At 39.1% G+C, this 24184-nt stretch carries 24 protein-coding genes and 1 pseudogene; 7 read left to right on the forward strand and 18 right to left on the reverse strand.

Translation table 11 applies throughout. The features are described 5' to 3' along the window. Window positions 1-23: 23 nt before the first annotated feature. The 3 genes from MHH63_RS13590 to MHH63_RS13600 all read right to left on the reverse strand — a co-directional run bounded on the left by MHH63_RS13590 (window position 24) and on the right by MHH63_RS13600 (window position 3505). Window positions 24-1823 (reverse strand): vWA domain-containing protein, encoded by a 1800-nt coding sequence (locus MHH63_RS13590; protein WP_341171665.1) that lies wholly within the window; start codon window positions 1821-1823, stop codon window positions 24-26. Between the two features lie 2 nt (window positions 1824-1825). Beyond that, window positions 1826-2887: an AAA family ATPase gene (locus tag MHH63_RS13595; protein WP_076125793.1), complete on the reverse strand. Its 1062-nt coding sequence runs from the start codon at window positions 2885-2887 to the stop codon at window positions 1826-1828. 129 nt (window positions 2888-3016) lie between these two features. After that, window positions 3017-3505, reverse strand: coding sequence for a hypothetical protein (locus tag MHH63_RS13600; protein ID WP_341171666.1), 489 nt, complete (start codon window positions 3503-3505; stop codon window positions 3017-3019). 205 nt (window positions 3506-3710) lie between these two features. On the opposite strand from MHH63_RS13600, the gene MHH63_RS13605 reads away from it, so the two are divergent. Together MHH63_RS13605 and MHH63_RS13610 are read left to right on the forward strand one after the other, a co-directional pair. Further along, on the forward strand, window positions 3711-4139 hold the full coding sequence (locus MHH63_RS13605; protein WP_036678010.1) for a MarR family winged helix-turn-helix transcriptional regulator: 429 nt from the start codon (window positions 3711-3713) through the stop codon (window positions 4137-4139). A gap of 29 nt (window positions 4140-4168) precedes the next feature. Continuing rightward, window positions 4169-5803, forward strand: a complete 1635-nt coding sequence (locus tag MHH63_RS13610) for an MDR family MFS transporter (RefSeq protein WP_076184535.1) — start codon at window positions 4169-4171, stop codon at window positions 5801-5803. Between the two features lie 91 nt (window positions 5804-5894). Here MHH63_RS13610 and MHH63_RS13615 read toward each other — a convergent pair whose 3' ends face one another. Further along, the gene (locus tag MHH63_RS13615) at window positions 5895-6446 is read right to left on the reverse strand and encodes a YdhK family protein (RefSeq protein ID WP_076184534.1); all 552 of its coding nucleotides are present in this window, start codon (window positions 6444-6446) and stop codon (window positions 5895-5897) included. A gap of 175 nt (window positions 6447-6621) precedes the next feature. Between MHH63_RS13615 and sleB the strand changes: the two genes are divergently transcribed. Then, window positions 6622-7263, forward strand: coding sequence for a spore cortex-lytic enzyme (sleB, locus tag MHH63_RS13620; RefSeq protein WP_076184533.1), 642 nt, complete (start codon window positions 6622-6624; stop codon window positions 7261-7263). 190 nt (window positions 7264-7453) lie between these two features. On the opposite strand, the gene MHH63_RS13625 is transcribed toward sleB, so the two are convergent. Continuing rightward, a complete protein-coding gene (locus MHH63_RS13625; protein ID WP_076184532.1) occupies window positions 7454-8005 on the reverse strand; it encodes a GNAT family N-acetyltransferase in 552 nt (183 codons plus the stop codon). Between the two features lie 325 nt (window positions 8006-8330). Between MHH63_RS13625 and MHH63_RS13630 the strand changes: the two are divergent. Together MHH63_RS13630 and MHH63_RS13635 are read left to right on the forward strand one after the other, a co-directional pair. After that, a pseudogene (locus MHH63_RS13630) lies at window positions 8331-8970 on the forward strand (DUF2935 domain-containing protein). A 251-nt stretch (window positions 8971-9221) separates the two neighbouring features. Next, window positions 9222-10019, forward strand: coding sequence for a hypothetical protein (locus MHH63_RS13635; protein WP_076184531.1), 798 nt, complete (start codon window positions 9222-9224; stop codon window positions 10017-10019). A gap of 64 nt (window positions 10020-10083) precedes the next feature. Here MHH63_RS13635 and MHH63_RS13640 read toward each other — a convergent pair whose 3' ends face one another. The 8 genes from MHH63_RS13640 to MHH63_RS13675 form a co-directional block, all read right to left on the reverse strand. Beyond that, entirely contained in the window at window positions 10084-10350 is a 267-nt protein-coding gene (locus MHH63_RS13640; protein WP_076184530.1) for a CD3324 family protein, read from the reverse strand. A gap of 187 nt (window positions 10351-10537) precedes the next feature. Beyond that, window positions 10538-11932 (reverse strand): protoporphyrinogen oxidase, encoded by a 1395-nt coding sequence (locus tag MHH63_RS13645; protein ID WP_340394269.1) that lies wholly within the window; start codon window positions 11930-11932, stop codon window positions 10538-10540. 143 nt (window positions 11933-12075) lie between these two features. After that, window positions 12076-14679, reverse strand: coding sequence for an ABC transporter permease (locus MHH63_RS13650; protein ID WP_341171667.1), 2604 nt, complete (start codon window positions 14677-14679; stop codon window positions 12076-12078). Then, a complete protein-coding gene (locus tag MHH63_RS13655; protein WP_076125806.1) occupies window positions 14676-15359 on the reverse strand; it encodes an ABC transporter ATP-binding protein in 684 nt (227 codons plus the stop codon). The genes MHH63_RS13650 and MHH63_RS13655 overlap by 4 nt, the downstream gene beginning before the upstream one ends. A 95-nt stretch (window positions 15360-15454) precedes the next feature. Beyond that, window positions 15455-16456, reverse strand: a complete 1002-nt coding sequence (locus tag MHH63_RS13660; protein WP_341171668.1) for a sensor histidine kinase — start codon at window positions 16454-16456, stop codon at window positions 15455-15457. After that, entirely contained in the window at window positions 16457-17140 is a 684-nt protein-coding gene (locus tag MHH63_RS13665) for a response regulator transcription factor (protein WP_341171669.1), read from the reverse strand. A gap of 34 nt (window positions 17141-17174) precedes the next feature. Beyond that, on the reverse strand, window positions 17175-17975 hold the full coding sequence (locus MHH63_RS13670) for a GNAT family N-acetyltransferase (RefSeq protein ID WP_341171670.1): 801 nt from the start codon (window positions 17973-17975) through the stop codon (window positions 17175-17177). A gap of 209 nt (window positions 17976-18184) precedes the next feature. After that, window positions 18185-18952 (reverse strand): SDR family NAD(P)-dependent oxidoreductase, encoded by a 768-nt coding sequence (locus MHH63_RS13675; protein ID WP_076184525.1) that lies wholly within the window; start codon window positions 18950-18952, stop codon window positions 18185-18187. A 257-nt stretch (window positions 18953-19209) separates the two neighbouring features. Between MHH63_RS13675 and MHH63_RS13680 the strand changes: the two genes are divergently transcribed. Continuing rightward, on the forward strand, window positions 19210-19818 hold the full coding sequence (locus MHH63_RS13680; RefSeq protein WP_076184524.1) for a TetR/AcrR family transcriptional regulator: 609 nt from the start codon (window positions 19210-19212) through the stop codon (window positions 19816-19818). 99 nt (window positions 19819-19917) lie between these two features. Here the strand turns inward: MHH63_RS13680 and MHH63_RS13685 are convergent, their stop codons facing one another. From MHH63_RS13685 to MHH63_RS13705, 5 genes are all read right to left on the reverse strand, one after another. After that, entirely contained in the window at window positions 19918-20235 is a 318-nt protein-coding gene (locus MHH63_RS13685) for an iron-sulfur cluster biosynthesis family protein (RefSeq protein WP_076125818.1), read from the reverse strand. Between the two features lie 121 nt (window positions 20236-20356). Further along, a complete protein-coding gene (locus tag MHH63_RS13690) occupies window positions 20357-20815 on the reverse strand; it encodes a DMT family transporter (protein WP_076125820.1) in 459 nt (152 codons plus the stop codon). A gap of 31 nt (window positions 20816-20846) precedes the next feature. Beyond that, window positions 20847-21272 (reverse strand): DMT family transporter, encoded by a 426-nt coding sequence (locus tag MHH63_RS13695; protein ID WP_076280686.1) that lies wholly within the window; start codon window positions 21270-21272, stop codon window positions 20847-20849. A 190-nt stretch (window positions 21273-21462) separates the two neighbouring features. Then, the gene (locus tag MHH63_RS13700) at window positions 21463-21864 is read right to left on the reverse strand and encodes an NUDIX hydrolase (RefSeq protein WP_248548222.1); all 402 of its coding nucleotides are present in this window, start codon (window positions 21862-21864) and stop codon (window positions 21463-21465) included. A 56-nt stretch (window positions 21865-21920) separates the two neighbouring features. Then, window positions 21921-23150 (reverse strand): MFS transporter, encoded by a 1230-nt coding sequence (locus MHH63_RS13705; protein ID WP_036678069.1) that lies wholly within the window; start codon window positions 23148-23150, stop codon window positions 21921-21923. Between the two features lie 133 nt (window positions 23151-23283). Between MHH63_RS13705 and MHH63_RS13710 the strand changes: the two genes are divergently transcribed. Beyond that, window positions 23284-24180 carry a LysR family transcriptional regulator gene (locus MHH63_RS13710; protein WP_076274443.1) on the forward strand — a complete coding sequence of 299 codons (897 nt, stop codon included), beginning with the start codon at window positions 23284-23286 and terminating at the stop codon, window positions 24178-24180. Window positions 24181-24184: the final 4 nt, after the last annotated feature.

Here is a 24184-nt window from a genome sequence, read left to right on the forward strand (position 1 = left end):
TCTCTCTAAATTTATTCTAAGCCCTAATTTATTCTGAATACAGGTCCTTTGGGTGAGAAAGGTAAGTCATTTCCCTTGGGCAAAATATAAGCATGGTCTCTTTTAATGGTCAGCTTGTCACAATAACCATCTGTAATAATTAGAAGTGGTCCTTTTTTCGGAAAATCCTCAGCTTGTTGAATCAAATCAATAGCTGGTTGTAAGATCGTTCCCCCTCTTCCCTTCACTTGTACCCGATCCGCGATAGCCTCCGGGGGCATGAAACCTGCATCATAAGGACAAGCATCACAAAAGATAATCCGTGCAAAAGGAACATCACGAGCCTGCGCATAACTTGAAATGGCTCCTAATGCTTTGGCCAGAAGCTTTTTATCCATTGAGCCTGAGGTATCTAAAATAACTCCAAAAGTACGGCCATCATCTGCAGCACCGCTATGAACCCACTGTGGTCGAGGGATATCAGGTGTAGAAGATTGACGTCTGCTAATTCGTGAATAAGATCTGGTCTTCTCAAGCGGTGAAAAATAATGATCAAACCACCGAGCAAGCTCTACATCCCATTTAATAGGTGGCTGGCCTAGCGCTCTAATCTCTTCAACTAGGCCTGATGGCAAAAGACCGCGGCTTTGCTCTTCATGATACATCAGTCCTTGTTGCATAGCATTTTTACAGAAATCATCTAACGTCTGTCCTTCTCTCGCATCCCAAAAACTTGATGAACCGTTATCTAAAATGTCACCAAGTCCATTCCCTCTCAAGGTCGCCAGTTTCTTATAAGTGCGGATATCTCCGACCATACGATCATAAATCGTTTCAGCAGATAAACCTTTAAGCTCAGGATCTAATAAGAGTCCAATTCGCGGATACTGCCCTACACTCATTTCTACTAGCCATAGATTTATTACGAAGTCACAAGCCACATTCCAAAGATAATGATCCCGGCCAAGACATCGCTCGTGATGCTGAAGCCCCGCGTGCAGAAGCTCATGCGCCATCACGAAAATACACTCCTCATCGTTTAGTCCGGCTGCAGGGTTCATAAATATTTTGCGCTCAATAACGTCAATGGCAGCTATGGAAATATCAAATCGCCGACATATCGCTGGATCTTCTATAATCTCAAAGCCGGCGGCAAGCGCACCTAATAAAGGATATCTGTCCATAAACCATCGTTTTGCACGTTGTGGAGCGGTTAATGAAAGTGCAGGGTCACTAATAGTATTAGCATGGCCTCCAGCAACACTTACTGCATTCGTCACAGCATTAGATAACCCATAAGCAAAATAGGCTTCCCAATCCGGTGCTTTTCCCCAGTATCTTTTGGTGATTTCTCTAACATTCATATCCAGTTTTGAAACACCCGCAGTCCCAAAATATCTGGAGGTGTCCGGAATTCCTTTTATCATAAACTGCTCGTAAAGCTGTTGTTCATCTTTAATTGTAAGATCAATTCGCGACTCCATATCTGCGGGTACTTTCCCAAGCTTCAAGTCATTTAAAAACTTTGCTATGTACACATCACATGCAACGTTCCACGCCACTTGATTCTCTTTAATCTTTAAATGTCCAAGACCTAAATGAAGAAAACAATGTGCCAAAACGTACATCCATTCAGCAACCTCGCCACGCCGTTTAGGATGAGTGTAAATATAACCGTTATTAGTGACAATTGCCCAGCCGTCTTCAGGATAGGGACTATTTTCATTATGAATAATCGAAGCTCGAACAGATAACGGCGCAAAAATAGGATGATCCGCGATTAACGAACATGCTTCATTAAAATTTTTCAAAGCGGGATTATCTGGAGTTGTTTTTTTAGCCATATTTACCCCCGCTCTTTTATTGCAAGACGTGGTAAATCACGTACAATTTCAACCATTAACCAATCTGGAATATTATCACTTTGCTCCTGCTTAGCAACTACTAGCTGTGCAATTTCAAAGCTAATGACGGACAGGTCTTTAATCAGCTTTTTAACAGTGTGTGCAAATTGGCGATGTCCATCTCGTACGTTATCTTTAATCGGAGGGAGTTCTTTGATAATCTGGGCACGCAAGGATTGCGCCAGGAAATACAGGAGATCCCGATCTTCTGGAGCCGTTGGAAATGAGGATTTACCATCTATAATTTGATTAAGTTCATATTTTCCAGTTAGATTTTTATAAAAAGCCCTGAATTGTGTGGCGTGAGCAGGTGTCAGTGAACCATTCGCTAAAATCCCCACGGTATCCGCATTTATATCATCGCCAAACTCATGTAGTGCATCACTAAGCATATGCCAAGAGCGTGGCGTGGAGAAAGGCTCTTCAGTCTTTGGAGGTGCACTCCACAAATGATCGGGACGCAATTCCAGATATTCAATAACCATAGGATGAATGCTATGCTCATATGCCCAAGAGATCCAATTTTGAAACGATACATTTAACTGTATATGGAACATCCGATTGATAAGCGCGGATGACATAGGTTTAACAATTGCACTATCTTGTGCACGGTTACCAGCTCCTATTACTATAGAGCCCTCAGGTAGGTGATAATCGCCTATGCGGCGTTCGTGGATGAGACTATAAAAAGCTTTTTGCACTTCTTGAGAACAGGCATTAAGCTCGTCCAGGAACAAACAATAAGGTTCATCCCGAGCAATCATTTTTGGAGGACAGAATTGGCTCTTACCGTTAACGATTTGCGGGACTCCAATGATGTCTTCAGGTGCTAATTGAGAACCTAATAGAGACACACAAGGAAGACCCACCTGATCAGCAAAAGCTTCTACTAGCGAAGATTTCCCAATACCAGGCGCCCCCCAGATAAAAACAGGGCGAATCACAGAAACGTTTAGAAGTACTTGCATAAGTTGAATAGGTGTTACAGGCGTTGCTAGATTCAAATAAATGCTCCTTTTTTAATGAAATGATAATAACGATAACTATACACAGTATAACAAATAATTCATTAGCTCAGGAACGAACTTCAACAACAGATGAATAACCCCACATCCTAAGTCGAGGGTTACTATTTATATCAGGGGAGGTTGTTGCGCAGATTTTAATAATTTCCCACCGTCATAATGTTTCCCATATTTTTTCACTATTTCTTTAATTTCATTATCTTCAGGAATTGAGTTTGAGATTTTCCATGTTAAATAGTAAGCCTGTACTTTCCCGCCATAAAAAACCCATGAAAAAAATCTCATAGCAAATTTATGCGCACCTTTTTTCCTGAAATTATTCATGGAGCTTCCTTTTTTCCACACCGTTATAGTCTGCCCGACACCTCCCTGAAGTTGTCCAGAGAGCTCAGCATATAGGAGATTTTCATTTTTCTGAAGTTGCTTCTTAACGAAATTATTAATAGTTCCATTAATCATAATTCTGAATATATTGAAATTTTCTCCTCGTGTTACTGAGATAATCGCCGTTTGGGGTAACTCTACATCTCTATCGCCTAAAGTGAACTTTGCACCGTACTTATTGTTTGGATCTTGATGCTTAACCCATTCTCTCAATATAAACTCCCCCGATCCTTTCCCTATATATATTATCAACCCACTCTATTTCATTCGAAAAAACAAACCTTTTCTTGACGAGATATAAAAAAGGATGATATATTGTTTCACGCTTTAATAATTAAGTAGTTAATCATTTAGTTGTTATCTAAAATTTAATGGAATTACTTATTCCGCCCTATTTCATAACTTTAGGAGGCGTGATTTGGCTAATAATGAAGATTTTCTTCAGATTTCTACTATGTTCAAATCCTTTTTAAAAGGAATCTCTCAAGATTGGAACAAACAAGACTACCCCCTAAATATTACACAGTTCAAGACCCTCAGGACTTTATCTAAGAACGGTCCACAAAACGTATCACAGATTGCTGCAGCTCTTGGTATTACCTCAGCAGCAATTACAGGCGTAACAGACCAATTAATCGCTGAAGATTACGTAAATAAGGAACGCGCCAAGGATGATCGAAGGGTGGTACACATCACCATTACGCAGAAAGGAGAAGCAACGATTAAAGAGGTGCAGGAACGCCATCAAGAACTTATGGAATCTTACTTTAAGATACTGCCCGATGAAGATATTGAGCATTTAAGAAGAATTTTCGCAGTTATAATTTCTGATTTAGACAAGAGATAAAATTTAAAAAGTGGCGGGGAAACAATCGAATGGAACATTTATCCAGCAAACGAAAACTTAGTATTATGATAGCTATTATGGCTGCAATGCTGTTCGCAGCGATTAATCAGACAATTACAAGTACTGCTATGCCGCGTATAATCGCAATTCTTGATGGCATGGATTACTATACTTGGACTATTAACATTTATTTATTAACATCAACAATAGCAACCGTTCTTGTCGGTAAGTTATCTGATATGTTCGGACGTAAACCCTTTCTATTAGCAGGTATTCTATTATTTATGGTTGGGGCTTTTCTGACAGGAACATCTTCCGATGTTTATCAATTTATCATTTATCGTGGGATTCAAGGGGTAGGTGCAGGTATTATTCAATCCACCGCATTTACTGCCGTAGGTGACTTATTCCCTCCGCGTGAACGTGGTAAATGGATGGGGTTGATGATGGCCGTATTCGGTTTCTCCAGTGTGCTTGGACCAACGCTTGGAGGCTTTTTGATTGACAATATGGATTGGCATTGGCTGTTCTGGATCTTCCTACCGCTAGGTGTAGTAGCCTTCGTCATGATTCTTACCTTATTTCCTAAAGGCAAACGCGGGGAGTCAACCAGCATCGACTATTTAGGTTCCTTGCTAATGACAACCACCATCGTGCCTCTACTGCTTGCCTTCACCTGGGCAGGTACAGAATATGATTGGGGTTCTTCGCAAATTCTCGGCCTGTTGGCGGGAACTGTCGTTTCGGCACTTCTCTTTATTTTTGTCGAATCCAAAGCTAAAAATCCAATCCTTCCGCTTCATCTATTTAAGAATAGTGTAGTTACCATATCTAATATTATTGGTTTTATTATGAACTTCGGTATGATGGGAGCTATGATCTATCTTTCCTTCTTCGTACAAGGTGTTCTGGGGATCTCCGCGACATATGCAGGGTATGTTACTATGCCAATGTCGATCGTTATGGTTGTAGCCAGTGCCCTTACCGGACAAAAGATGGCGAAAAAAGGGAAGTATAAACGTTACGCATTAATTGGAATACCCATTATGATTGCTGGTATGACAATTATGGTATTTATGAATAATGTACCGATGGCTGTCCTAAGTATGATTGTGTTTGGTCTTGGGTTGGGATTGGGGATGCCAGTATTCTCACTAGCTACTCAAAATGCGGTTTCACACACCGAACTGGGTGTAGTAACGGCCTCCTCACAATTATTCCGTAATTTAGGCGGTACGATCGGTATCGCAGTCATGGGTACCGTTATGTCCAATAGTCTTACCAAAAACTTGAAGGAAGCTCTGCAATCGTCATCAGCACCGGATTTCACACAGATTGATCCAAAACTTGCTGAGCAAATGCTCTCCTTCGCTAATCCACAGGCATTAATGAACAAACCATTGCTTGAACAGACTCAAGCTAGTCTGCCAGCCGATGTGCAGCCTGTCTTCTTACAAATGATTGAGGGTATCCGTGACGCTTTAGGACAGACATTGTCATCCGTGTTCTTAACCGGGACCATTGTGCTTGTTGTAGCTTTCGTGCTTGTCTTCTTCCTGAAGGAGCTTCCACTTCGTACTTCTAACCAAATGCCAGTTCCTGAAGAAGCTGAACAGGACCCGTCAAACATGAAATCTTCAAAACTTGCAGTGGATAAAGCCTAACCGCAAATTACTTTGAAACTGACTATAAAACAACAAAAACTGCAACGTACTCATGCGTAACTGAGTAAGTTGCAGTTTTTGTGTTGATCTATTATTTTACAGGTGAAAGCTCATCTTCTGTTACCCACTTATGATTTTTCACTTCATCTCCACCCGTAGTAGGTTTGTAATTAATCATATAGACAGTGGTTTTTTCTGCTGAGTTAATCTGAGCCGTTGCACCCTTCATATCCTTCATATGATCAGATTCCATAATGACCTCTGAGCCTGGTTGATAGGATATATCCTCTGCTTCTTTTATTTCTTCATGAATAATCCACTTATGATTTGTGACCGGCTGACCTCCTGTAGTAGGTCTATAGGAAACATTATATGCTGTCGTCTCATAAGCTCCCACAATTGTCGCAATGGCTCCCTTCATCCCTTCCATATGGTCAGTTTGGATCACAGCTTCACTTCCTTCTTTGTAAGTAGGATTCTCCGCTACCCTCAGATCTTTTGGAACTTCACCTGAACTTGAATGTGAGTTATGTTCCATTTGTGTATCGTTAGAAGACATCTGATTGCCATAGCTATTGTCATTACTACAAGCACTTAAGCTGAAAGCAGCTGCGACGACTAGTAGAAATAATTGCTTTTTCATATAAAAGACCTCCGAAATTTTATCTGCCTATAAGTATTATTTTACCCATTTCAGAAAATCACAAACGGAACTAAGGATTCACAGTTTGTAAAACAGTAATTTATTTTCCATTAAATGAGTATTGTCTCAATGCTTAAACTATATTTATAATGTTTTCAGAAAGGAGGCTGCTATAATGAAGACTAAAATATTCACTTTGTTGCTTCTTTTGGGTCTGGTGAGCATGGCTACTATGATCGGTTCTGCTAATGCAGCTCCGGTATTAACCATAGGAAGTTCTTCAGGAGATGTATGGGATCTACAATATAGATTAAAAACCCTTGATTTCTATACTGAGCCCTTAGATGGGGTATACGGATCACAGACGAAAGCAGCGGTTGCTAAATTTCAAAAGGCCTATGGCATAAGCGCTGATGGGATTTCGGGGACAAAAACTTGGAATATTTTAAAAAAACACACGCTTAATATTAATGAAATGGATATTTTGGCTAAAGTTATCTACAGTGAGTCTCGCGGTGAGCCTTATGTTGGACAAGTTGCAGTGGGTGCAGTAGTCATGAATCGTATACAATCTAGTCAATTTCCTGACAATATCAAAGAAGTTGTATTCCAAAAAGGAGCTTTCACAGCCGTATCTGACGGCCAGTATTGGCTTACACCAAATCAGACAGCTTATTTAGCTGCTCTTGATGCTGTTCGAGGTTGGGACCCGACAAACCATTCAATCTATTATTTCAATCCCGATACAGCAACTAGTGCATGGATTTGGTCACGTCCGCAAAACTTAAAAATTGGTAAGCATATATTTGCGAGTTAAATACTTCAAATAGTTAAGATCAACAAAAGCCGATCTAACTACGATAGTTAGATCGGCTTTTATTATAAAACCTATTCGGTTGTGTTAGAATCCATTCCAAGCACTAAAGCCACTAAATATTGCAGTGAATTGTACTTATAAGCTTTTGCCTTTAGGAATGAATTCTTAAACATAACTTCGAAATCCCCTTTTATGGATTCGATAATTTTGTTTGGTTATTGAATGTAAAAATCATCTTTAATTCATCATCATATGACTTCCCGCATTCCTCTAAATAACTATCACCAGTGTATTCTTTTAAAGTTTTCCTCCAAAAATGCTGTGCTCTCCTATTTGTATCCGTGGGATTCGTTTGCAGCTCCCAGTTACCCAAATGAAGCTTAAAGACTTCCTTAGCCGCATATTCAGCGATCCCCTTACCACGGAAGGGCCGTAGAATAAAAAATTCATTCAAATAGAATTCACAAGCAGACGGTGTGTATGGTGGTGTAGCAACTAATGCAAACCCTACTGGAATATCATTTTCTTTTATTAAATAAGGATACAAAATGCCAGCTTTCTCCCACCAAATGTCGAAGACTTTATTCTGTTCCTGCAGTGACTGTGTCTCGTCCTCCTCGAATATCCCATATCGATTAGGAATCGTCCCCCATATTTCTGATAGATCGTGTAAGTATAGTGGGTAAAGGTTGTTAATAATAAACTTCGAGGCACTGTCAGTTAAGGTGATTGTGATATTCATGTCGTTCCCTCCTTACCTTCTGTCGAATTCCTGAATATATTTATGGAGATCACTCAAATATTATGGTTACTGGAACAAGCTTAATCTCCATCATACCTCCACAATTTCTTGTCTATTGTCACTTCTTTTTTAGTATAATTACGACCTCGCTCTAGTTATATGCCATATTCGATTAGAATTGATTTTTATATAATGTCACCATTTATATTTGATAATTAAGTTAAGCGTACCTACTGTACTTCTATATACTCGTCTTAACTTTTGCGGATATAGTACAAACCTCACGCAGATTATAATTGTATGAAAATGGGGGGTGTACTCAGATATGCCGGATCCTTTTGTTTCGAGACCTCTAGATGAAATAAGATTCTGGTCACGAATCATGAAAGAACACTCTTTTTTTCTTAAATTAGGGTTTCGTTGTGAAGATACGCAACTAATTAATGAAGCAAACCATTTCTATGCCACATTCGAAGCCATAGAGAATAAATCACTCGGATTCACTGTGGATTCTGATCCAGCAGTAATATGGAAGTTTAATGAGGAAGTTCATAGTGCAGCTTCACATATCTGGGCGTTTAAAAGGAAAATACTAGGTCTAATTCTACAATGTAAGCTTCCAGGCGGAACGAACTTTCCCTTATTAGTGGATCATGTCAGTAGGGAAGCCAACTATTTTCGAAATCGACTGGAAGAACTGAATCAGGGTAGGTTAGATCTTTTATCAGACGCAATTATTAATGAAAACCAAACCCCTGCTCAGTCAGCAACTTGACGAGAATAAAGTCTCAGTTAAATCTCTCCGTGACTTTAAGAAAGCGGCACGTGATCTTATTGAGGAATGCCGAATAAAGAGCATCATCCATCCATTGCTTGCGGATCATGTATTCCGAGAAGCAGAACGATTCCTGTATATAATTGATGCATTTGAAGCCTCTTTGAATATGAATAAACAAATCGTATAGCATTACATATTTAATGGATAGGGCTACTACTTGTATCAAAAAATACAGGTTGTCGCCCTATCTATCTTTATATTTGACTTCATTTAATTCAGTAATCCATTCCCAATCGATGTATAGAGATTTAAAGCACAAAAAGTAGTTGGTATTTGAGAAGAAACACTTTATAGTAAAACTCAGGGAGGAATAGTAAGTTTATGGAAGACGAGATTGCTACCAGTAAATACAAAATCAATAGATAAGGATGATTGAAAATGAAAAGGTTTGGTCGATATTTGATACTATGCACTATGGTTATTGCTCTATTAATGCCATCCACTGTGTTTGCTGCTGATAAGAAATTGCTCAACGAAGCGAGTATTACTTTATCTAGTGATGTTATTCCCGTGGGTGGGACCACAAAAATAAAAGTTCGCTTACTAGCTGAAATGACCAGTCTTACATATGCAAAATTGACACCTGAAGTTTCTGATGAATCTATACTTACCATTGAATTGGATGGTTACTCAGATTATATTATTACAGGAGTTCAAGAAGGTTCTGCAGAAGTAGTCTTCAACATTCCTGGTTGGTCTGAAGAAAGATTCCCTATTACCGTTCTATCTGAGGCAGATTATGAAGAAAAGATGAAAACGCCACAAGAAGTAATAGATTTCACAACCTATTCTAATCAAATAGCAGCGATTTTTAAATTTGACGAAATTGCCTCTGAGGCATATGTAAAGAACAGAATAGATACAGGTAACAATAGAAAACAACGCTATACAGCTTTTAATAATGTGATCATTCCTAATTACACTAAGTTGGTAATAGAGGCGAAAAAGATTAAAGCACCCAATACAGAATTGCAGGCGTTACATGAAATCTACTTAAAAGCGATTAAGTTGCAATTAGAAGCAATGACAATGATGAAAGAAGCACTATACAAAACAAAGGTTTCTAGTACAGCTATTAATGCCGCAAATAAAAAGATGGAAGAAGGCGTGAAGTATGAAGGACAGTTTGTAGATGGGATCAATAAATATCGGAAAAAGTATGGTATTTCAGATTAAATTATAATTAAATTCCAATAACCACGTCAGAGTTTCCTCTAACGTGGTTTTTTTGGATGATAAGCTATTTTTTTGAATAAATGATTTTCTTAATACTATCCCTAGATAGGCAATATTCATCTGAAAGCTGGTCAACCGTTGCACCCACAGCAAACCTTAGACAGATTTCGATGTTTCTAGATCTTAAGTATTTTCTGCTCCCTGACTTTTCGCCCCATTTTACATGTGATTCTTCAGGTTTAGGGATATAAACCATACCCCCGTTGATATATTTCTGAATTTCCTCTAATAATTCTTTTGGGAAAATCGTATCTGCATTTACATATTTCATAATCGCTCTGCTCCTTAAACTTTTTATGAGTTTGAAGGTAGCAAAGTCTATTCTTTAAACAACCCATGCACACTGCACTAGCGGTAAAATCAATTTTTCGCTCTATACAAACAACCGCCGTTGTTTATAAGTCTAGACTTTGCATAGAGCTGATCGCTAATCTTCTCACGATTGTACACCCTCCTTTTTAATGTGTAATTACTTGTTCCAAAATACGCTCTGCTGTTTTTTCTCCATTCGCAATACAATCTGGAATGCCTACACCATAATAGGAGCATCCAGCAAGGATAACATTAGGATACCTGTCTGTCATCTTCTTCTCTAAGGATACTACAATTTGATGATGAAGTTTATGGTAATTTGGCATTACATCATGCCATTTGGTCACATCGTAGGTAGCTGGCTGTCCTGTTATCCCGAGACTGGTCTGTATATCTTTCAAAGCCACCTTCAATAGTTCCTCTTCAGATAGCTTGATCAACGAATCATAATGAGGGTTTGAGCTTTTATAAAAGAGTCTGACAAGCAGACGCTGTTGTCCTGACGTATGCTCCCACTTACGACTTGTCCACGTACACGCATTACATAGAACATCATCGCTGTTGGCAGTGATGAACCCTGTGCCATTCGCAGGCAGCTGACTGTCGGGGATATCAAATCCTAAATATACACTAATCATAGAACTATTATATAACTGATTGAAATCTTCATTTAGTTCTTCGTCTTGAAGTAGCGCTTGTGCAGTAGAATGCATCGTTCCAAGTACGACAACATCGGAGTCTATGATTCGTCCATCTGCCAAAGTTACCTGGTACTGCTCTCCACGCTTCTCAATTCTTTCGGCACGAATCCCTTTGATGATCTCCGAATTAGAAAGATGTTCTTCCATAGAGTCGATCAAGGCAGATACACCTCCCTTGAATGACATGAACTTCTTATCACCATTCCCTTGAAATTTGGCTTTATTTGCGGATAAGCCTTGAATAATACTGCCGTATTCATTCTTATAATCAATCAAATAAGGCAGCGTTGAGGCTATTGTAAGTTCGCTTAGCTTCCCGGAATATACACCTGAAAGAACCGGTGAAATTTGCTTCTCGACAAGTTCTTTTCCAAAGAATGCTTCTAGAAAATCACCCACGGAATCGTTTTTCGTAAACTTATTATTGGGAGTGTAGAAATCTTTGAGTGCTTCAACCTTTCCTTCAGCTGAGATCAGTTCTGTTGTAGCAAGCGACTCCATACTGAGCGGAATGCCAAAGACTGCATCTTTAGGAATTTGCTTCAGTTTACCTTCTGTATAAATAAAGGATATTCCTGTCGCGTTATATACAACCTCATTTTGAATACCCAACTCTTCAATCAGAGGTGCAACATTCGTTTTGCGAGTGACAATAGAATCTGCCCCAGACTCCATAATGAAGTCTTCTTGTTTTAGTGTTCTGATTTTGCCGCCCAGTCTATCGCTGGCTTCAACCAAAATGATTTTTACATCTAGCTTGTTATGCTCTATAGATTTCTGTAAATAGTAAGCGGTAGACAATCCAGTAATTCCCCCGCCAATCACGACAACTGTTCTCAATTCGTTGACACCTACCTCGTGGTTATAATCTGTTCAATTCAATTGTGTACATTATATCATAGGAATTTATAAGAATTTACATACCAACGTGTCAGATATGACACAAAAAAGCCGCGTTAAACGCGGCAATGTTGGGGTAATAGTTATATATTTTCCTGTTTCAATGCATCGATAATGTTCTCTTTTTTCACTTTTGAGCTTGAATATAACATGGCTGCGCTAACGATGATAAACACTGCCAATATGACACACAAGATACTCATCCACGGAAGTGTGAATCCATAAGAGAAGCTGCTCATCATTGATCTATAGATCAAGTACATAATAACGATACTAATCGGAAGCCCATATAGTAGTGACTTTATTCCATAAAAAACACTTTCGTAATTAATCATTTTATTAAAACCATTTGGCGTCATGCCCACAGACTTCAGCATCGCAAACTCTCTTTTACGAAGAGATATGCTAGTTGATATCGTATTAAAAATATTCGCAATTGATATTAAAGTAATCAAAGCAATAAAACCATAGGTGAAAATAGACATTAACATGATCATCTGCTCACTATTTTGTCTATTTTGATACACATTTTGAACATAGATATTCCGCTCTTTCATTTCCTCTATGGCTTGTTGTGTTGCTAATGGGTTTGTGCTGTTCAAGTTAAGCCGGCTTTGAATATCTTTGCTCATCGCATCATTTGTTAGTCTATCGAAGACTTGTTCAGAGACGATGATGTTTATTCCACCAACCATTGCTGAATGTACTCCCATTGGACGTTTATCAGTTAAAGCGACAATTTTTACTGGTGATAAATCCGTCTCTTTTTTGGTATCCCAATCCGTATAAATAAGCTCAAGCTTTTGGCCGACTTCAGAGTGAAAAGCTTTGGTCTCAACAATTTTTTTGGCTTTCTCATCCTCAAAGGTAACCGTATCATTCACAATAGCAGTCATCTGATCAAGCTTCGTTAGTTGTTCATAATTTATACCGACCGTTTCTGCATAGGTTTTCAAACTCTGTTCATTTAGTGCATAGATCTGAATATAGTAAGGATATTTCCCGTTCTTTAGAACACTCTTATCCGCCTGCACAATCTCTTGCAATTCTTTTGCCATATTTTTCTCATCAATCCATGAACTCACACTGAGTTCCCTAGTCACATTATATTCCGTTATATTAGGTAATTTGGATATCGAGTTCGTCAACCGGTCCACTTTTTGAGCGTCCTCAGTCCCCATATATACTTGGATATCATAGTTCAAACCATCCTGTGAGAGTTCTACCGATCTTCTCATATTAGAAGTGAACGCTGATACAGATAAAAACAAAACAATACTAATGACAAGTGAGAACACGGTTGCTTGGTACCTGCGTTTATTTCTCTTTAAATTCTTCAAACCAATTTCTGCTTCAATACCAAACAATCTGCGCACGAACTTGGATGTTTTCACCGCTTTACCAGAGAGCTTAACATCGGTTGTTTGTCTGATCGCATCAATTGCCGAGATCTTTGAAGCCTTTCTGGCTGGAAGATAGGTGGATATAAAAATTGTCAGTATTGAAACTAAACAAGCGGTTAGTAGAGACAGAGGTGTAACAATCAACGTTAATCTCTGAGTTATCCCTAATACATCTTGAATCATCGAATTGATAAACATAAAAGTGATCCCGATGCCTGCTATACCGCAAATGATCCCAATTGGAATACTAATTAAACCGATAATCATTCCTTCAAAAAACACTGAATTCTGCTTTTGCCACTTTGTAGCCCCTACACTGGAGAGCATCCCTAAATGACGTGCACGCTCCGAGACAGAGATCGCAAAAGCATTATAGATTAAAGAAACGGAACCAATGATAATCACAACCATAATAATTACTGACAATGAAAGAAGTGTGTTACGTAAGCCATCGTTATTCGTCACACCATAATAGCGGAGCAGACTATTATTATAAGAGATCGACTCGATCTTATTTTCTTTTGCTAATTCCTCTGCATGCTTGTATATGGAGCTGTCCACCTTTTTTAATACAACCGTCGCTGTGGTTTTTTCAGCTGCTCCAATCATGCTTTCATCCACATAACTTATGGCAGTATAACCCGGAGACCATGTTGGTTCCCAAGTAGGACGTTTTATCACTCCCACAATCGTATAGTTCATTGATTTTTTATGAATAATCTTTTCAAGCAAGGTATCCTCTTCAGTCCGTAATCGTTCATTCTGAGATAGGGGTTGGCCACTATTTTCATCATCGCTAGTGACACGTTCACCCACATCAAGCGTTAAAGTTTCACCAATCTTGTAAGAGACTTTTGCATTCTTTGCAATCTCCTCAGAAATGACTACTTCGTGGTTTGTCTTCGGGAGTCTACCTTCCAGCAGTTCAATCGGAAATTGTTTAAAACCAGCTGCATTATATTCCTTGATATACCAATAGGGTTTATTCTCATTCTTCCCACCCTCTAAAGGGGCGTAGCCACGATCGTTGGAGATCACTAGGGCTTTTGTCGCATCATCTGTTTCTATCGCTTTGAGCTGAGCTTTAGTAACATTTCTATATTGGACATGCCATTCTCCATTTGTAGAGATACTTTGCTTCTTCATTAATTCCATAAAAGAAAAACCTAACGTCGCCACAGCCGTTACCATAGCTACTGAAATGATAACTCCAATGATAGTTACCAATGTTCTTCGCTTATTCTGTTTCAAATGTCTTATAGTTAATTTGTTTACGATATTCACGGACGAATCACCTCATCTTTAGCGATCCTTCCATCTTCAATAGTAATGACCCGATCTGCTTGCAAGGCAATACGTTCATCGTGAGTAATCACAATCAGTGTTTGATTATACGTTTTATTAAACATTTTTAATAATTCAATAATTTCACTGCTATTCTTGCTGTCAAGATTACCAGTTGGCTCATCTGCCAGCATAATTGCAGGGTTACTAATTAATGCTCTGCCTATGGATACCCGCTGCTGCTGTCCGCCTGATAGCTGATTCGGCAGATGGTTTAAACGATTTTCCAAATTTAACGCCTTCACGGTATCTGCAAATTGCTTCTTATCCACTTTATGCTGATCGAGCAGCAACGGAAGTGTGATATTCTCTTCAACCGTCAGCACCGGTATGAGATTATAGAACTGATAAATAAGACCAATTTGTCTGCGTCTAAAGATCGCCAGCTGTGTTTCATTCAAATCATAAATATCCGTGTTATCTACAAATACTTTACCACTTGTCGGTCTATCCACCCCACCTAATAAATGCAGAATCGTTGATTTTCCTGAGCCGGATGGTCCAATAATCGCTACGAATTCACCTTTTTTAATTGAAAAAGATACATCATCCAGAGCCTTTACTGCGGTCTCGCCTTTACCATATGTTTTAGACAGATGTTCAATCTTTAAAATATCCATTGTTAGACCCCCATTTGTTGATGAGATCAGTATATCTGTCTACAATGACTCTTCAGTGACTCTTAAGTGACATTCTAGTCACTAAGCCATAAGTGTTAAATCACTTGCTTGTAAAATTTGATCCGAAATTGTGTACCCTTTCCTACTTCACTCACCACATCAATCGTGCCGTTTTGTTCAGTGATAATACTTTGCGCCAAGGCAAGTCCAATTCCAACGCTGTCTTCGTTTGCATTTGTACCCTTGTAGAATCGTTTGAAAATATAGGGGATCTCTGCCTTAGGAATTCCTTTGCCATTATCAGTAATGACAATTTCCGTGAACAGCGTGTTTTCTGCAAAAGAAATCGTAATCTCTCCCCCAGCAGGTGTATGCTCTACACAGTTTTTCAGAATATTAATCATCGCCTCAGTTGTCCAATTGTAATCGCCTATTAATGAGGTAGCGTCTTCACCTTCGATTAGGATCCGTTGCTCCTTAATATCCATTGGAATCAGTATGGGCTCCATAGATTTCTGAACAAGCTTCTTTACTTTTATTGAATCTTTTTTAAATTGAATGGTTCCGGCATCGATCTTTGAGAACTTTAATAATGAAGAAACCAGCCAGCCAACCCGATCGAGCTGAAGGCTGATTTTCCGCGTAAATTCTATTCTTTTCTCAACGTCCAGATCAGGATCGCTTAATAAATCTGCCATCACGGTCATGGAGGTAAGTGGTGTTTTGAGCTGATGGGAGATGTCGGAGATCGCATTGGTAAGCTTTATTTTATCCTCTTGCAAAAGCAAACGCTGCTCCGATAACATCAACGTCACCTTATAAATATCATTTTTCAGGATACTAAGCTCGCCTTCCTGATTATCACGAACATCGAGCGAATAATTACCACTGCTAATTTGACGTAGATACCCTGAAAGCTTCTCAATTTCGCGGTATCTCCAGCGGGTAAATAATAAACAACAACCTATAAGCAGAACTGAAGTTACCGCGGTGATCCCCATCGCCCCTGATGAAATAAATGCCGTTACTATAATCGCCAGAAGGCTGATCGTAGACATCGTTAGTAATAACCATCTAAATTCTCTGTTTCGTAACATCTAATCACCAACCTTATACCCTAAACCGCGTACTGTTTTGATCAATGTGGGTTCTTGCGGGTTATCCTCTAACTTTTCCCTTAAGCGTTTAATATACACAGACAATGTATTATCATTTACAAATTCTCCGGCGACATCCCAAATCCGCTCTAACAACTGATTTCTGGAAAGGACTTGTCCCACATGATTAGCAAATATCAGAAGCAGACGATATTCTAATGCTGTTAGCAGAACTTCATCGCCGTTCTTATAAACTTTTCCTTCAAACGTATTAATCCGTATATTCTCTAGTTCAAAATTAGATGGAGTTTGAGCCTGCTTGTTATATCTCCTTAACACCGATTTAATGCGTGATAACAGCTCGCGAATCCGAAATGGCTTAGTTATGTAATCGTCTGCTCCCATATCAAGTCCCATCACTACATTAACTTCGTCATCAATCGCAGTTAAAAAGATGACCGGAATATCGCTCCGCTCCTTCACGATCTTACACAGATCATATCCGCTGCCATCCGGTAGAGAGAGATCAAAAATGCAAAGTGTTACTTCAGATAACCGCTCCGCCAACACCCTCCTAGCAGAGGTTGCATCATAACATAAAATAGTTTCAAAATGATCCTGCTGCAAGGAATATTCAAGTCCTGAAGCAATCGTTCTATCGTCCTCTACGAGCAATATTCTCATAATGTTCATCCTAACCTAATAATTTGCGAAACCGTCATATTGAAAAAGCACTACACTTATATTGATGAATTTGCTGAAATCCTAAACGGAGAGCTAGCTTTCGGGAAGCTTCATTATCTAATGAACAGTCCCAGTAAGGTGTAAAACCATTTGTAAGTATATCCTCCGCTACTAAGGCCGCTAAATGAGTCCCCACTCCTCTATTCCGATACTTGGAGAGAGTTTCAATTCCGATAGCATGTGTATCCTCCGTAACGAAACTAGAATAACATACACCCATAATCTCAGTTCCCTCAACAGCAGAATATCCATAGCCTTTTGCCCTAAAGTCTTCTTTCGATGACCAGAATAAATCAATATTATCATGTACAAATTCTATATTCTTTAGATCTAAGTCCTCCCAGTCCAGCATTTTAAGATTTATAATTCTAATCGCATTATTAAGGGACTCAACGGGCTTGTGGAATAACTTGAACACCATTTGTTCAAAAGGATATAGCTTCCTAGAAGGAAACATCAATGCCAGATTCCATTCATTGTGTTGACCTGAGACTTCAAAATACTCCAGCCCAAGCTTTTTCATCCTCGGTGCAATATGACTGGATATATAACTATCTAAGCTCTTAATAAATAACTCATTGGTGTGATCGCCTATAATATAAAATCCTTGCATCCCCTTACTCCATACCAACGCGCTTTTTGGTGTTACAAGTTGATCTACAAAAATCCAGCCCGGATTATTTCCCTCGATAATGGAGAGAATTTCAGGATGAATAGGAGCACCTGTAAGTAACGGTTTCACTTCATTAAAATCCTGTTGAGATAATTCATGCATATGAACACTCCTCGCCAACAATTTATCTAAATCACTGATCAATACTTAAAAAGATTAAATCCCCTTTGTATATTCTATAAGATAATTCAGCATATTGCTTATTATAAAATCCGATCCGGGTATCCTAAATAAAAGAATTGGACCCAATGCTTGACGCACAGGCCCAATCCTTTATTTGAAGTATCCTTAATGATCGAAATCAGCTTGCATTATTGACCTATCATACCACCATCGACTGTATATAGAGAACCCGTTACGAATGAAGCCTCATCCGACAGAAGGAAGTTCATCACAGCGGCAACCTCTTGCGGTTCTCCGTAGCGTCCCATAGGTGTTGCAGCTTCGTTAGCTGCCTTGTATTCTTCTGCGCTTCCGAAATTATTCTCAATTTTACGCATCATTTGTGTATTGATCGTTCCTGGGAGTACCGCATTAACACGAATACCAAGTGGTGCAAGCTCATTTGCAGCTACGCGAGTCAGACCAATTACAGCATGCTTAGACATAATGTAAGGGGCCATGCCTGGTGCACCCATGAGTCCTGCCAGAGAAGAAGTGTTCAGAATAGCGCCTGAGTTTTGTTTTTTCATCACAGGAATTACATAGTGTAGTCCAAGAAATACACCACGTACATTGACGTTATATACAAGATCAAGTGCTTTAACGTTAAGCTCTTCGATTTGACCTGCTGGACCTTCAATTCCGGCATTGTTTGCAAAATAATCAATGGTTCCAAATTTCTCTATCGCTTTATTAACATAATTCTGAACGTCTTCTTCATTAGAGACATCCGCAGCTACAGCTAAAGAGTTAGATTCATTTAAGCCTAAATCTTGGATGACATTTTTTATCGCTTCTTCATTCAGATCGACAAGTACAAGATTCAGTTTACGATCAGACAATCGACGGGCAAGCTCTTTACCTATTCCACCTGCAGCTCCAGTAATTACAGCAGTTTTTACATTTGATTCACTCATTGTATGTTCGCATCCTTTGTTATGAATTGGCTATATATTATAGTCTTAGGAGATGGGATAACCTATCTCTATTACTAGAGTACACCCCATTAGTTAACCTATTCAATAATCAGAATTTTAAGTAATATCGCCTAACCAACATACTTGCTCTCCGTGTTTACTTATGTCTAAATCTTGAACATTAGCTGATCTTTTGTTACTTTTAAAGTAAGAACTATAAATGAACGATAAAAAGATCATAGCTGGAGGTAGTTTTTTTGATACAGGAAGAACATGAGGACAGAAGAACCAGAAGAACACGCCAAGCTCTGAAATCTGCATTCGTTGAGCTAATATTGGAAAATAGTTATGATTCAGTTACGATTTTGGACGTGACTAATCGAGCGGATTACAATCGAGGGACTTTTTATAAGCATTTTGAGAGTAAAGAGGCTTTGCTTAAGGAAATACATGATGAATTTCTACAGGGTATAGGTGAGGCGCTATTAGACCCTTATGAGGGATTGGAACGTATTGAGGCAACGGAGGTCTTCCCTTCCATTCTGCAGCTGTTCGAATATATTGAGGGGCATAAAGCGGAGTTTTTAGCCTTATCCGCAGTGGAACGAGGGAAAATGACTGTTGAACTGTTCGACCGTTTACGGGAATCCATGCGTGAGGATATGCGAATTGAGATAGAAGCTGATGCTGCTCCTGTGGATTATGAAATTATGTTGAGTTACCAAATGTCTGCTACAGTAGGTGTTATTATGCACTGGGCTGAAGTCAATTTCAAATATTCGGCGAGCTATATGGCAGAACAGTTAATTACACTGGTTAACAGCAAAATAGACCATATAGCTTTTATGAAAAAACCCAATGGGTAAGAAACGAATTGCAAGTGCCATATATAGGAACGAAATTTAAAAAACCAGCGCATTGAGAGATGATCTCAAATGCTCTGGTTTTTAGTAGCAGTGCTCTACTCAGCGAATATCTTTTACTCGAATATTGCTTCCTAACAGGCCCGAATCACTACTTAATCTGAATGACGGGTAATTCTCATCTGCTTCAAGTCGCATCTGTTCATCAAATAAAGATTCCTGTTGACGGTCCACAAAAAAAGTAAAGGGCTCTTTCTGAACTTCAATATCTGTAGCATGGGGTTCACTAATAATCTGAATTACGATCACGCCATTACAACCACAGCCCTCTGTATCGAAGAACAATTTAAAATAACCTGGTCGTTCACCAAGGTTTTCATTTAACTTTTCTGTAGTTAGAGAGTTCAATTGTATGAACATTGGATGATCTGCTCCTTATTTATAATTGAGTTACTACTTTCCCAAAGTATAGATTGATTTGCTTTCACTCTCGTGTGACTGCCATCACTTCTATTTTGACAAACATGAGTCTGAGGATAAATTAAGCCGACTTTTGAGTCTCCCGGGCACCACCTAGCTTAAACACTAGAATACCGCCAACAATCACGAGTACTCCGACCAACTGCTTCCAGGTGAATGGAACCTTTTCAAGCCCTAACCAGCCGAGGGAATCCCACAATAAAGCAAACCCAAGCTGAGAGATTAATACGATCGAGATCGCATAGGTTGGCCCAAGACGTTTGGTGCCTTGCACGAGACAGATTACTACACCCACCCCGATCAATCCGCTGATCCAGTACCAAGGCTCCATATTTCGCAAAGTAAATATTCGGCCGCCTTCAAAGATAAGACTCATGATAAAGGAAGCCAGAAAACCCAACCCTAATACTAACGTCGTTGTGGCCCAAGATCCAACCTTTTGATTAACCTTCGTATTAAAAATATTTTGTAAACTAACGAATGAACCCGCGACAAGCGCTAATATTAACCCTAAAATCATAACGTAACTCCTCCAGTTGTTGATTGTATTCTCAGAATTTCAAAATCACTACTCCCGCAATCATCAACCCTATCCCAATAAACTGTGGGAGTCTCATTTGTCGTTTTTCCATCCCAAACCAGCCTTTAATATCAATTAAGAAGGTCAAGCATAGCTGTGCAATCAGCAATGTCGATATAGTAAAAGTAACGCCAATCTGTTGAATGGCAGTGACTTCACTGAAAATAACGACTGCGGCAAAAGATCCGCCAATTAGATATAATGGTTTTACTTCTTTTATTCCTTGCCATTTCCCATCTCTAACAAATAAGAGGATTAGTAACGACATGATAAATCCTGTTAACTGTGTAATTGTCGCAGCTTGCCAAGTCCCAATATCTTGACTAATTCGAGCATTAGATACTCCTTGCAGAGTGATACAAGCCCCCGCTAAAAACGCAAATATAATTCCTCTCATTTCTCTCTCTCCTCAACTTCGATCTATTACATATTAAAAAGCAATTCAGGCCTTTAAAAAAGGACATCTGTCCCAAAGCAAAATAAACGATGTTGTTGCCCCTATAAGCCTTTCGTATATTTTCAAAAAAAAGACCGCCTCAAGCCATCTCTTAGGCTTAAAACGGGCTTTCAGAACTTTAAATTGTGGATTAGGAAAGTAATTTATGCTCATGCAATTGATCAAAAATGATCTGTGTAACGACTGAAACACGATTTCTATCCTTATAAGATAACCAGGATAACTCTTCAATTTCCGACGCAGGACTAAGTGTACCTTCAAAATCCGCGATATAACATGTCATTTTAACTATGACGCCTTCCTCTTTACCGTGAGCTTCCGCTTCAAAGGTTCCAAAATAGGAGATGGTTTCTGGTTTAATACGAACAGAGATCTCTTCCTCGATTTCGCGCACGAGCGTCTCCTCGTCTGTTTCTCCAGCTTCTCTTTTTCCTCCAGGCAAATAATAGGTATCTTTCCCTTTGGAACGCGCACACAAAACTTGTCCATTCTGAATATGAATCCATGCAATTTTATCAATGATTGTAGTCATACAGTTCTCCCCATATTTTTTTCTAATAATTATATCATACAGCCAAGACCATCTATTTATACAACGTCTATATTTGATTTTTGTATGTGCAGCTTAGCTTTGGCCTGAGGTACATGATGAAGCAAATAGTACGCAGCAAGCGAAAGAAGTGTTACTCCCCCTGCAACCTCATACATCATTCGGTAATCCGTATAAGAAGCAATTAAACCCATGAAATAGGAGCCCGCTCCATAACCCAAATCAAATAACAAGAAAAAGGTCCCATTCGCACTACCTCTACGATCTTTAGCCGCTAATTTAAGCGCAAGAGTCTGGAAACATGGCATAAGTGCACCATATCCAATTCCCATAATGACACCAGACATCATTAACATCAAACCAGACCGAGCTTGACTTAAACTAAGCAATCCAACGGCGAAGATTAGAATTCCGGGATAGATGAGAATATGCTCATTATATTTATCGAATACTTTACCTATAACCGGGCGAAACAATACAATCATAATTGCAAAAGCCACAAAAAAATAACCAGTTAGCTGTGATTGATGAATTTCTTTCGTAAAAGAAGCTATAAATCCAGACAAGGAGCTGTAGGAAAAAGCAAGCGTAAATCCGACAAGTGATATCGGCAAGGCTTTCGGCTCGATTACGTCTCTCCAGCGAAGCCCTTTTCGCGTCTTAGCAGGTTCCTTAACAGCTTCAATAACGTTAGCCTTATCTTCTTTTGGCATCCGAACACCTAACGTGAATAACAGCGAGAGAGCGGCAATCACACACACGCCTAACAGTAGTACATTAATATTCTCATCTTTCCAGAGAAAAAGACCCAATGCGGGTCCAATGACCATAGCAATGCTCATAAACATGCTAAAATAACCGATGCCTTCTCCTTGACGTGAATAAGGAATTAGCGTCGAGGCTATTGTACTAGTAGCTGTCGATGCAACAGCATAACTCATTCCGTGAAGGAAACGAATTACCAGGAATAATACAATTCCATTAGATCCGAAGTAACCAATACAGGCGATTAGAAATATGGTTAGCCCAATAACCGCCATTTTCTTTTTGCCGAATTTATCGACCCATTGTCCCGAAAAAGGACGGATCAATACTCCCCCTATTACATAGATAGTAATCGCTAACCCCATTTGCTGCTGATTCCCGTGTAAGCTTTCCTTTACGTATAACGGGAATGCAGTTGCCAGAATGTAAAAGGTCAGAAACATAAAAAAACTACTTAAGCAAACAACAATAAAATTCCGGGTCCATATTTTCTCTCTAATCACAACAGACTCTCTCCATCCTACCTATAACTTTTTATATGTTACAATAGTATAGGACTGAAAATTAATTAAGTAAAATACATATTATATGATCGATAGATCACATTAGAGTTATAAGTAAAGTGAGGTTTTTGTTATGGAATTCCTTCAGCTTCAATATTTTCAGGCAGTTGCACGCCATGAACACATGACTAAGGCCGCAAAAGAATTAAATGTATCTCAGCCCTCCCTTAGTAATTCCATACAGCGTTTAGAGAAAAACTTAGGTGTTCCCTTATTCGAGCGACAAGGCAGAAATATAAAATTGAACGAATTCGGAAAAACCTATCTGCAACGTGTCGAGCAAGCTTTTATGGAACTTGAAGAAGGACAGCGTGAGCTCACAGATATGGCTGGACTTGAACATGGTGTAATTTCCATTGCGGCCACACTCCCGTATGTATTGCCCACTTTACTAAAAGAATTTCTTACCCTTCATCCGCATGTACGGATCATCCAACGCCAGCTCGGCTCTGCGTTAGAAATGAGAAATGATTTAGAGAGTGCAGCGATTGATTTTTGCATATCATCTACACCTGTTACCGGACCAGATATCGAGTGGCATACCTTAGCAGAAGAAGAATTATGTTTAACTGTGCCCAAGAATCATCGCTTTGCTAATCGAAAGAGTATTTCTTTGATAGAAGCTGCAGGTGAGAATTTCATTTCTTTATCTTCTAGATATAATTTCCGTGAAATTTCAGATGAATTTTGCCGACAAGCTGGATTTGAACCTCAAATTACGTTCGAGCTTGAAGAAGTAAGCGCCATTCAAACCCTAGTAGAAATGGGACTAGGAATCACCTTCACCCTCCCTCTCTCCTTAGGCAGAAGAAGTCAAAATACAGAAATTGTTCAATTAAAAATAACAGATCCGCTATGTCAACGCTCTTTTGGCATCGCATGGAGCAGAAAGCACTTTTTATCGCAAGCAGCTATACATTTCCGGAAATTTGCTGTGGATTTTTTTAGTAAACCTCATGAATATAATTAAGGTA

Source organism: Paenibacillus sp. FSL H3-0310, assembly GCF_038002785.1.
GTDB lineage: Bacteria > Bacillota > Bacilli > Paenibacillales > Paenibacillaceae > Paenibacillus_AQ > Paenibacillus_AQ odorifer.